Raw genomic sequence first — 10,734 nt, 5'->3', positions numbered from 1 at the left:
CGTTAAATTTACAGTTCGTTCCTGTTTTGAATAGCTAATCCAGCCCTTTAGTTTGCTTTTAGGCTCAGGCTGAGAAACTTCCCCAAACCTTTTCACCCCAGCTCCGCGCAGCTCTAACTGTCCAGAAGGACTGTTAGAGCAAACCGTGCTAAGATGGAAAAAGATAAACTAGATGACTATAAAAGCACATACAGACTCTAACCATTGTATTCGCATGAAGGAAAAAGGGGCCTCTATCATTTAAGAAACAAATGGAAAACTAAGGAGTCTTATACAGTATCTTCTAAAAGATCCATCCCTCTGTGGGTGAGGGCGCAGCCATCATGGGAGTCTGTCCCATCGCCTCGCCTTGAAAAACTGCCATGCAGACTGAGCGGCATTCAGTCATCTTTTTCTGGCTGCGATGAGTGAATAACTCCTTGCTTAATCTTAAAGATTTTAATATCTTCTGGCAGATTCTTAAGGTGCTCCAGACTCGTTGTAGTAATAAAGGTCTGAATATTCTGTGAAATAGTTTCCAGCAGCTTTAGTTGACGATTGTTGTCAAGCTCACTCATAACATCGTCAAGCAGCAGAATCGGCGTTTCCTGTGTTATGCTTTCGATTAATTTGATTTCAGCCAGCTTAAGAGAAAGGACAACACTGCGGTGCTGGCCCTGACTGCCGAAGTTCGCATCCATTTCATTGATGAAGAAAGCAATGTCGTCCCGATGAGGTCCGACCCCTGTGTTCTTTTTGAAAAGATCTCGTTTACGGCTTTTTTCCAATGATAAGCGAAATGCAGTTTCTAGACTGTCAACTTCCTGTAAAGGAATGGATGACAGATAGTTGATGGTCAGTTTTTCGAGATGCTGGGAAATCTCCCAATGCTGCTCTTGGGCAAATTTTTCCAGTTTTTCCAAAAATTCATGGCGGTGCTGCATGACTCTGCAGCCATAGTCAATCAGCTGTTCATCCAAGACAGAAAGGAAGGTTTCATCCACTTTTTCATTGGCTTTAAGGTAGGCATTGCGCTGTTTGAGAACATGGTTATAGTTTGAAAGATCCGCCAGATAAATCGGTTTGATCTGTCCTAGTTCAATATCAATGAACTTACGGCGCAGAGCAGGTGAACCTTTAATCAGCTGTAAATCTTCTGGTGCAAAGAGGACAACGTTCATGGTCCCTATATAATCAGATAGCTTAGCTTGTTTCAGATGGTTGATTTTAGTAATGCGCCCTTTTGTTGTCAACTCGATGTCAAGCGGAACTTTACTAGTTCTTTTTTCCAATATGCCAGATACATGCAGTCCGTCTTGATTGAAATGAATCAGATCTTTATCAGACCGGGTGCGATGGCTGCGTGTCAAAGCCAGAAAATAAATAGCTTCTAAGACGTTGGTTTTTCCCTGAGCATTTTGGCCTAAAAAAACATTCAAGCCAGGATTGCAGTCAATTTCTGCAGTCTGATAGTTGCGGAATTGCTTGATTTTAAGTGATTGCAGCCGCATCTTTATGTCCCAGGAAAACGAACAGGAGATTTTTTATCCGCCCGTTTGTTTTTTCTGCTTTGATTTGCAGCTGCAGTTTTTGTTTTTTTGACTTCTTTGTTCATTGATTTGACAAGCTCGGCTACTCGTTTTTTCTCGGCCAGTTCTTTCTCGTGCTCCAGCCTTTCTGTTTGGTTTGGAGCGACTACAGCAATTTCAATTCCTTGATCTGGGATAGCAACCGTGTCAGCAATCCGGATTTTTTTCCCGCGTCTGCTCTCTAATTGGCCATTAAAAAAGACCTGATTGTCTGACAGAAAGACTTTGGCAGCGCCGCCGCTTTGGATGATGCCTAGCTCTTTCAGCAAGGCCTGCAATGTAATGTAATCATCAAATAATGTATATTCCATATTTCACCTCAATCCCTGTCATTATATCATATTTGGCGGCAAAAAGAGGCGGTGGGACTTTATTTTGGCTTCATGTTTGAATTGATTGGCCATCCTATCGTAACAGCAGAGTGAAAAACTTTCTTTGTGGACATCCATTCCGATAAAAAGTGTGGTAAAATGAAACATATAGGCCTCCAATTGAGTGTGGTAATTCCTGTTAGAAGTTGATTGTTTTTTTATTCTAGTGTACAGGTAAATCCACGAATTCTCAACTGGGGGTCTTTACATATTGTCTTTTATACGCTATCTTCCAAGAAACACATCCCTTTGTGAGTGATGAAGCAGCCATCATGGGAGTCAGTCCCAGCCTCTGGCGAGGCTGAGGTGGTTTTGAAGAGATTTTCGAAGAGTATTATCGCTCATTGGCCCTACCCTTATCCCTTGTCATCTTTGATTTTCTTTGAGTATCAGCTGTCAGAGTGCCTGTTTCTTTGTGTTGCTCAACTGGATTTTCAATGAGTGCGGTCTTCAACTGCACCTAGGAACAGACAGAAATCCGAAAACGTTTTAATCTTAAAAAACCTGCTGTGACAAACCATTTAAAATCATTTCGTGGTATAATAGAAGTCTATATTATTCAAAATGAGGAGTTCAATGGAAATCACAAAAGGCGTTCAGCTTCATTTTATTCAATCAGAAAAATTCAAAACCAATAAAATAAAAGTTCGATTTTCAGCTCCTCTGTCTGAGGAGACGGTAGCCGGCCGGGTTTTAACGGCCAGTATGCTGGAGACTTCCAATGCCCTGTATCCGACTTCACAGGCTTTTCGGGAGCGGCTGGCCAATCTTTATGGTGCTAATTATTCAACCAGCCTTTCAAAACGCGGTTTGGTTCATTATCTGGATATTCATCTTTCCTTTGTCCGCGATAAGTTTTTGAGCCGCAAGAATGTTCTGACAGAACAGATGCTGGATTTTTTAAAGGCTACTTTATTTTCACCTTTGGCCACCCAAGAAGCTTTTGAGGAAGCTGCTTTTGAGATTGAAAAGAAAAATGTTTTGACGGATTTAGAAGCAGAAATTGAAAATCATTTCTACCATGCCCATCGGGAACTGAGCAATCTTTTTTATGATGCACCGGCAATGCGGCTTCCCCGTGCAGCAACTGTTGAGTTGGTAAAGCGAGAAACAGCTGAGAGCAGCTTTGCTGCTTTCCAGAAGATGCTGCGGCAGGATCAGATTGATTTTTTCTTTATCGGTGACTTCAATGAAGTAGCTGTCCGTGAAAAAATTCAGGAATTTCAGTTTGGAGCGCGCAGACAGGATTTGCAGCTGGCCTACCAGCAGGAATATTCAAATGTGCTAAGGGAGGGATTGGAGCAGAAGGATGTCCATCAGTCCATCATTGAACTGGGCTATCATTTTTCTGCACAGTACGGTGACAGCGATCACCTCCCCTTGCTTGTCCTAAACGGCCTCTTGGGCGGTTTTGCTCATTCTAAGCTTTTTGTCAATGTCCGTGAAAAAGAAAGCCTAGCCTATACGATTGCCAGCAACTTTGATATTTTCTCCGGTTTGCTGCGTATCTATGCTGGAATTGACCGCAGCAGCCGGACGAAGGCAATCTCTTTGATTCATCGGCAGATCAGTGATTTGAAGCGGGGCTATTTTACAGAAGATGAGATTATCCAAACCAAGAAAATGCTGAAAAACTCTATGCTTCTGGCTCAGGATCGACAGAATACACTGCTGGAAAGGACCTATCTGTCCTCGGTTTTAGGCAGGCAATACCTTTCGCTGGAAGCTTGGCTGGAGGGGGTAGCAGCTGTTGAAAAAGAGGATATTGTCCGGGCAGCCAATCAATTAAAATTACAGGCGATTTATTTTATGGAAGGAAAATAATGCAAGATTCAGGTCTGAAAAAAATCAATTATTCGGCAGTTGGAGAAAGTATCTATCAGGCAGTGCTGCCTAATGGTTTACAGGTATTTTTGCTGCCAAAAAGAGATTTTAATGAAACCTATGGTATTATGACAGCCCATTTCGGATCGGTAGATACCCGTTTTGTTTCACGTGAAACAAATCAGCTGGTCTCTTATCCGCCAGGAATTGCTCATTTTTTAGAACACAAGCTGTTTGAAGGTGAAAACGGAGAGGATTTGCTGCAGGAATTTACCAAGTTTGGGGCAGAAAGCAATGCTTTTACCAGCTTTACCCGGACCAGCTATCTTTTTTCTACGACGGACCATGTTGCTGAGAATTTAAGCTTGCTGCAGAAACTGGTCAGTCAGGCTTATTTCAGGCCAGCATCTGTATTGCGGGAGCAGGGAATCATTGAGCAGGAAATTGAGATGTATCAGGATGACCCAGATTACCGTCTCTTTTTTGGAGCTTTAAGAAATCTCTATCCTCAGACTCCTTTGGCAGAGGATATTGCCGGGACCAGAGAGTCTATCAAAGAGATTAGTGCTGAGCAGCTGCAGGAAAATTTTTCGGCTTTCTACCAGCCGTCAAACAGAAGTCTCTTTGTCATCGGGAATTTTGATCTGGAGGAAACTTTCTCCCAAATCTTGGCAGAGCAGAAACAGCTGAATCCTGCAGCAGGCAGTCTGATTGAAAAAGCGCCTGTGGAACTGCATCCGGTGGTGTCTACCGATACCGACCGCATGGAGGTGGCCAGTCCAAAATTAGCAATCGGCATTCGGGGCCGGGATGTTGTTGATGAGAGGGAACTTTATCGTTATAAAATCACTTTAAAACTGCTCTTTGCCATGATGTTCGGCTGGACTTCCAAGCGTTTTCAGGCTCTGTATGAAACCGGAAAGATGGATAATTCTCTGACCTTGGAAGTAGAAGTGGAGAGGGATTTCCATTTTGTCATGCTGACCATGGATACGCAGGAACCGGTCGGCCTCTCGCATCAGTTTCGCTTGGCCATTAAGAATTTCGCCGCTGATCCGGACGTTACGGAAGAGCATCTGGATACCATTAAAAGTGAGATGTTCGGTGATTTTCTGCATGGTTTGAATTCACTTGACTATATTGCTACTCAGTATGAGCCGCAGCTGACAGGAGAGAATCTGTTTGATTTGCCTAAGATTTTACAGGACATCAGTTTGAATGATGTTATTAAGCTGGGCCATCGTTTTATTGACCAGTGTGATATGACAGATTTTACTATTTTTCCAAAATAATTCCAGTATTCTTTTAAAATTTTGTTAAAATAGTGAAGAATAGAGAGAAGGATTGTAAGTATGAGAAAAAAGTCAATAGGAGAAGTTTTAAAATTAGCCCGGACCAATCAGGGTCTGACCTTGGAAGATTTGTCAAAAAAGACGGATATACAGGCAGAGTTGCTGGAGGCCATTGAGCACAATAACTACGATTTGCTGCCCAGTCCTTTCTATGCCCGCTCTTTTCTGCGCAAGTACGCCTGGGCTGTGGATTTGGACGAGTCCATTATTCTGGAAGCTTATGAAGCTGGTGAAATGATTGTTTATGACGAAGTGGAATTGACGGATGACCAAGCTTTCAGAAGCCGAAAAAACAAGCGCAAAAGTTCCTTTGTGCCCCTCTTTTATTTCCTCCTGCTTGCTTTATCCATTATTATTTTTGTGTCTTATTATATATGGAAATATGTCCAGACGAACGATTTGAATTTCCAGACAGCAGACAGTTACAGTGTGGTTTCTGAATCAAGTGCTGCTGCTTCCGGCAGCCAGAGTCTTTCTGTCTCATCCAGTTCTGATGCAGCAGTTTCTTCGGCTGGCAAGCTAGAAGTCAGCGGCGGCGGGGATGCTCTGACTGCCAGCTACAGCGGCGGCGGACAGACTGTCAAAGTGACTTTCTCTGTCGCTGACACCAGCAGCTGGATCAGCGTCTCTGACTCAGACTTGGCCCAAGGAACGACTCTGTCACCTGAAAATCCAAGTCAGTCCGTCACTCTGTCAGCCGGCAGCAAGACAACCATCACTTTGGGTTCAGTGGACGGGGTCTCTATTACTGTAGGCGATCAAAAATTGGATACATCAGCTGTAAGCAGTGACAGTGCTACGATTACTCTCACTGTTCAGCAGTGATTTATAAAGGAAAAATGATGAAAAAAGAAAATATTCCCAATGCCCTAACCCTTGTACGGATTGCCTTAATTCCGGTTTTTATTCTCGTCCTGACTTTGGGGCATTCTCTGACTGCCCACCTCATAGCTGCTCTTATTTTTGCTTTTGCCAGTGTCACTGACTATCTGGATGGGTATCTGGCCCGCAAGTGGCAGGTAGTGACAAATTTTGGCAAATTTGCTGATCCAATGGCTGATAAACTGCTGGTTATGTCGGCTTTTATCATGCTGATTGAGCTGAAAATGGCTCCTGCCTGGATAGTGGCAGTTATCATCTGCCGGGAATTGGCTGTGACCGGACTGCGCCTTTTGCTGGTAGAGACCGGCGGTACCGTTCTGGCTGCTGCCATGCCGGGCAAGATCAAGACTTTCACTCAGATGTTTGCCATTATTTTTCTCCTGCTGCATTGGACGCTTTTGGGTCAGATTCTTTTATACACAGCCTTAATCTTTACCATTTATTCTGGCTATGACTATTTCAAAGGAAGCGCCTATCTCTTTAAAGATACCTTTAAATAACATGGAAAATATTATTGAAGTAAACAAACTCAAATATAAGTATGACCGTGATTCTGAGGATTACATCTTAGACGATCTCACCTTTCAGGTCAAACAAGGGGAATGGCTGTCTATCGTTGGGCATAACGGCAGCGGCAAATCAACCACTGTCCGCCTGCTTGACGGACTGTTAGAAGCTGAAAGCGGCGAGATTAAAATTGCCGGAGAACAGCTGACTGCTGAGAATGTCTGGGAGAAACGACGTCATATCGGCATGGTTTTTCAAAATCCTGACAATCAGTTTGTCGGTGCAACTGTGGAAGATGATGTAGCCTTTGGTTTGGAGAATCAAGGATTAGACTACGCTGTCATGGCTGAACGGGTTCAGGAAGCTCTGGAGCTTGTCGGCATGCAGGATTTTAAGAACAGAGAGCCAGCCCGGCTGTCTGGCGGACAGAAACAGCGGGTTGCTATTGCCGGGGTTGTGGCTCTGAGACCGGACATTATCATTTTGGATGAAGCGACCAGCATGCTGGATCCGGAAGGCCGTCTGGAGTTGATTCAAACGGTGAAAACAATCAAGGACAGCAATCGCCTGACTGTGATTTCGATTACCCATGATTTGGATGAAATCGCTCTGAGTGACCGCGTGCTGGTCCTGAAAAAAGGCCGGGTGGAGTCCAGTGCTGCTCCCAGAGAGCTTTTCTCACGGCCTGATTTAGAAGATTTGGGCTTGGATCAGCCTTTTGTCAATCAGGTTAAGTCCGCTTTAAGTCAGTCCGGCTTTGCGCTGCCGGACGGCTATTTAACAGAAAAAGAATTGCAGGAACAGCTATGGGCATTGCTTTAAATCAGGTCAGTTATACTTATCAGGCTGGAACTCCTTTTGAAAGTCCAGCACTTTTTGAAGTTGATTTAGACATCAAAGACGGCTCTTACACGGCTCTTATCGGCCATACAGGCAGCGGCAAATCAACCATTCTCCAGCTTTTAAATGGCCTGCTGGTGCCCAGTCAGGGCAGTGTGCAGATAGATGATGTCACGATTACCGCTAAATCTGTCAACAAGGATATCAAACAGGTCCGCAAAAAAGTTGGCCTGGTTTTCCAGTTTGCTGAAAGCCAGGTTTTTGATGAGACTGTTTTAAAAGATGTGGCCTTTGGTCCGCAGAATTTTGGTGTTTCTAGGGAAGATGCGGAAGCTTTGGCGCGTGAGAAGCTGAAATTGGTCGGTATTTCTGAAGATTTATTTGAGCGCAGCCCTTTTGAGCTGTCCGGCGGTCAGATGCGGCGGGTTGCCATTGCAGGGATATTGGCTATGGAGCCGAATATATTGGTGCTGGACGAGCCGACGGCGGGGCTGGATCCTGCTGGACGCAAAGAACTGATGGCCATTTTTAGAGAACTGCACCGGTCAGGCATGACCATTGTGTTGGTGACTCATCTGATGGATGATGTGGCCAATTTTGCAGATACGGTCTATGTTCTGGATAAGGGACGGCTTGTCAAAAGCGGCTCTCCTGCTCAGGTTTTTCAGGATGTGGATTTTATGGAGGAGATTCAGCTGGGAGTTCCTAAGATTACCAAATTCGCCCAAGAATTGGCCAATAAAGGGATGAGTTTCCCTCATTACCCCATTACCATTGAAGAATTCAAGGAGATGCTGTATGGATAAACTGATTTTAGGCCGTTATATTCCGGGAAATTCGCTGATTCATCGGTTGGATCCCCGAAGCAAGCTGGTGGCCTTGTTTTTCTTTATTCTGCTCATTTTCTGGGCCAATAATCTGCTGACCAATCTGCTTCTTTTTGTTTTTGTCTTCAGTTTGCTGTTTCTGTCTAAGGTTCCCTTGAGTTTTTTCCTCAAGGGTATTCAGTCCATGATTTTTATCATTGCCTTTACGACCTTGTTTCAGCTCTTTCTGACTTCAGGCGGAAAAACCCTCTTCCAGTGGGGGTGGATCAGCATTACAGAAGCCGGCCTGGCTCAGGCTGGTATTATCTTCAGCCGCTTTGTTCTGATTATCTGTTTCTCAACTCTCTTGACCCTGACAACAACACCTTTGAGTCTGTCTGATGCTGTTGAGTCCTTATTAAAGCCTTTGACAGTCTTCAAGGTTCCGGTGCATGAAATCGGCCTGATGCTGTCTATGAGTCTGCGGTTTGTTCCGACTTTGATGGATGATACGACTAGGATTATGAACGCTCAGCGGGCGCGCGGTGTTGATTTTGGGGAAGGAAGTATTCTGCAGAAGGTGAAATCTATTATTCCTATCCTCATTCCTCTTTTTGCTTCCAGTTTTAAACGCGCAGATGCCTTGGCTATTGCTATGGAGGCGCGCGGTTATAATGGCGGGGAGGGCAGAAGCCGCTATCGGCAGCTGTCTTGGAAAATGATAGATAATCTTGCTCTTTTAACTTTGCTTATTTTAGGAATTTTGCTTTATTTCCTAAAAAATAATTAGGAAAAAGATGTTTTTAAAGAATAGTATAAGTTAAGATTCCCTCCTTTTATGTGTTAAAAAATATATTTAGTAGAAAATGCCCCTAAAATACGTTTTTTGTGTTTAAATTCAATCTTATTGTAATCTTTGTCTTTGCATTGTAATGATTTGGTAATAAATTATCTGTAAGATAGTATTATCACCGAAAGGAGAAAGATTTTTTAATGAACAAAAAAACAACAAAATGGACTTTAACAGGGGCAGTTGCTGCAACAGCTTTATTTGCCACAGGTGCGGTTGTCAATGCAGAGACCTACACTGTTAAGGAAGGTGATACTTTATCAGCTATCGCTAATGAAAAAGATACGACTCTTGAAAAATTAGTAGAAATCAACAAGATTGCTGATCCAAATATTATTCGTGTTGGACAAATCTTAGAACTCGGAAATGGTGCACAGGCGACTCAAACAGCCGTAGAATCTGCCACCACTGCTGCAACTCCAAGTACAAATTATGCAGCACCGGCCGCAGATCCTTCAGCCGCAGCTTCTTCAGGAGTCGTACTCAGCAACGGAAATACTGCAGGAGCGACCGGTTCCTACGCAGCATCACGTATGGCAGAATTGACCGGTGTGCCAGCCTCAACTTGGGAAGCCATTATTGCTCGTGAATCCAATGGACAGGTTGATGCTTACAACGCTTCAGGTGCCAGCGGCCTTTTCCAAACGATGCCAGGCTGGGGATCAACTGCCACAGTTGACGATCAAATTCAGTCAGCTTACAGTGCCTACAATGCTCAAGGACTTTCAGCTTGGGGCTACTAAGATAAAAAAGAGGAACTGCCGCAGAGCAGTTCCTTTTATGTGTACGGGAGTCTGACATACTGTCATGTTTGGACCAGAATTGATAGAAGCTCTTGAGGACTGTCAACCAGCTTGTCCGCACCATACTCAATGAGTTCTGTCTGACTGCCAAAGCCCCATAGGACCCCCACCGTTGAGAGATTAACTTCCTTGCCGCCGATGATGTCAAATTTTGTGTCACCGACAATGACCGCCTCTTCAGGCGCAGCTTTGATTGTTTTCAGTGCTCGGCGCAGAACATCTGCTTTGTGGAATGAATCAGGCAGAGCGCCAAATATCTGCTCAAACTGCCGGTCGATACCGAGATTGGAGAGCAAGTCATGAGCAGTTGGTTCATTTTTACTGGTTGTTACAAAAATTTGGCAGCCAGCTTCGTTTAAGCGGCTCAGCAATTCTGGAATTCCCTCATAAAGGCGGACGCCATAGATTCCTTTTTCTTTGTAAAAGCTGCGGTAATGATGAATGGCTGCGGCTACTTGGTCAGCTTTAAGAACAGAAGCAAAGCTGACTTCCAAAGGAGGACCCATAAAACTTCTCAAAATCTTGTCATCTGGTGTTTCCTGATTAAGCTTTTTAAAGGCGTAATGAAAAGATTCCTTGATTCCCTGTGAACTGTCAACCAGTGTACCATCAAGATCAAAAAAAATGTATTTGAAATGCACCATGCGTTCTCCTTGTTTACTATGCTGTAAATCTTCTTGACAAATCTGTCAACCTTATTCGCCGAAAATTTCTTTTGACAAACGCCGTCCTGTCGGCGTAGTTGCCAGTCCTCCTTCAGCTGTTTCACGAAAGGCGGTTGGCAGACTTGACCCGACTTGGTACATAGCGTCAACGACTTCGTCAACGGGAATTTTTGATTCGATTCCTGCCAATGCCATATCTGCAGCCACAAAAGCATAACTGGCCCCCATAGCATTGCGCTTGACACAGGGAACTTCGACCAAACCGG

General features: G+C 44.1%; 12 protein-coding genes. 8 read left to right on the top strand and 4 right to left on the bottom strand.

What is annotated here, in order from left to right:
• Positions 1-380: 380 nt before the first annotated feature.
• On the bottom strand, positions 381-1,490 hold the full coding sequence (gene recF / locus STRDD11_RS03145) for a DNA replication/repair protein RecF (RefSeq protein WP_128835237.1): 1,110 nt from the start codon (positions 1,488-1,490) through the stop codon (positions 381-383).
• A 2-nt stretch (positions 1,491-1,492) separates the two neighbouring features.
• Entirely contained in the window at positions 1,493-1,879 is a 387-nt protein-coding gene (gene yaaA, locus STRDD11_RS03140; protein ID WP_128835235.1) for a S4 domain-containing protein YaaA, read from the bottom strand.
• 636 nt (positions 1,880-2,515) lie between these two features.
• Between yaaA and STRDD11_RS03135 the strand changes: the two genes are divergently transcribed.
• The 8 genes from STRDD11_RS03135 to STRDD11_RS03100 all read left to right on the top strand — a co-directional run bounded on the left by STRDD11_RS03135 (position 2,516) and on the right by STRDD11_RS03100 (position 9,743).
• Positions 2,516-3,763, top strand: coding sequence for an EF-P 5-aminopentanol modification-associated protein YfmF (locus STRDD11_RS03135; RefSeq protein WP_164828350.1), 1,248 nt, complete (start codon positions 2,516-2,518; stop codon positions 3,761-3,763).
• Positions 3,763-5,055: an EF-P 5-aminopentanol modification-associated protein YfmH gene (locus tag STRDD11_RS03130; protein WP_128835231.1), complete on the top strand. Its 1,293-nt coding sequence runs from the start codon at positions 3,763-3,765 to the stop codon at positions 5,053-5,055. The genes STRDD11_RS03135 and STRDD11_RS03130 overlap by 1 nt, the downstream gene beginning before the upstream one ends.
• Positions 5,056-5,115: 60 nt before the next feature.
• Positions 5,116-5,940, top strand: coding sequence for a cytoskeleton protein RodZ (rodZ, locus tag STRDD11_RS03125; RefSeq protein WP_128835229.1), 825 nt, complete (start codon positions 5,116-5,118; stop codon positions 5,938-5,940).
• Between the two features lie 17 nt (positions 5,941-5,957).
• The gene (gene pgsA / locus STRDD11_RS03120) at positions 5,958-6,497 is read left to right on the top strand and encodes a CDP-diacylglycerol--glycerol-3-phosphate 3-phosphatidyltransferase (protein ID WP_128835378.1); all 540 of its coding nucleotides are present in this window, start codon (positions 5,958-5,960) and stop codon (positions 6,495-6,497) included.
• Between the two features lies 1 nt (position 6,498).
• Complete coding sequence (locus tag STRDD11_RS03115) at positions 6,499-7,326, top strand: energy-coupling factor ABC transporter ATP-binding protein (RefSeq protein ID WP_164828349.1); 828 nt, start codon at positions 6,499-6,501, stop codon at positions 7,324-7,326.
• The gene (locus STRDD11_RS03110; protein WP_128835224.1) at positions 7,311-8,150 is read left to right on the top strand and encodes an energy-coupling factor ABC transporter ATP-binding protein; all 840 of its coding nucleotides are present in this window, start codon (positions 7,311-7,313) and stop codon (positions 8,148-8,150) included. Before STRDD11_RS03115 ends, STRDD11_RS03110 begins: the two co-directional genes overlap by 16 nt.
• Entirely contained in the window at positions 8,143-8,940 is a 798-nt protein-coding gene (locus STRDD11_RS03105) for an energy-coupling factor transporter transmembrane component T family protein (protein WP_128835222.1), read from the top strand. Before STRDD11_RS03110 ends, STRDD11_RS03105 begins: the two co-directional genes overlap by 8 nt.
• A gap of 203 nt (positions 8,941-9,143) precedes the next feature.
• Positions 9,144-9,743: a LysM peptidoglycan-binding domain-containing protein gene (locus tag STRDD11_RS03100; protein ID WP_128835220.1), complete on the top strand. Its 600-nt coding sequence runs from the start codon at positions 9,144-9,146 to the stop codon at positions 9,741-9,743.
• A gap of 62 nt (positions 9,744-9,805) precedes the next feature.
• Here STRDD11_RS03100 and STRDD11_RS03095 read toward each other — a convergent pair whose 3' ends face one another.
• Both STRDD11_RS03095 and STRDD11_RS03090 read right to left on the bottom strand, forming a co-directional pair.
• On the bottom strand, positions 9,806-10,447 hold the full coding sequence (locus tag STRDD11_RS03095; protein ID WP_128835218.1) for an HAD hydrolase-like protein: 642 nt from the start codon (positions 10,445-10,447) through the stop codon (positions 9,806-9,808).
• Positions 10,448-10,498: 51 nt separating this feature from the next.
• Positions 10,499-10,734: L-serine ammonia-lyase, iron-sulfur-dependent, subunit alpha (locus STRDD11_RS03090; protein ID WP_206512670.1), on the bottom strand; the 236-nt coding region annotated here is incomplete at its 5' end.

The organism is Streptococcus sp. DD11, from assembly GCF_001578865.1.
GTDB lineage: Bacteria > Bacillota > Bacilli > Lactobacillales > Streptococcaceae > Streptococcus > Streptococcus panodentis.
Note: the sequence above shows the minus strand (reverse complement) of the source record. Positions and strands in the feature narration are given on the sequence as shown.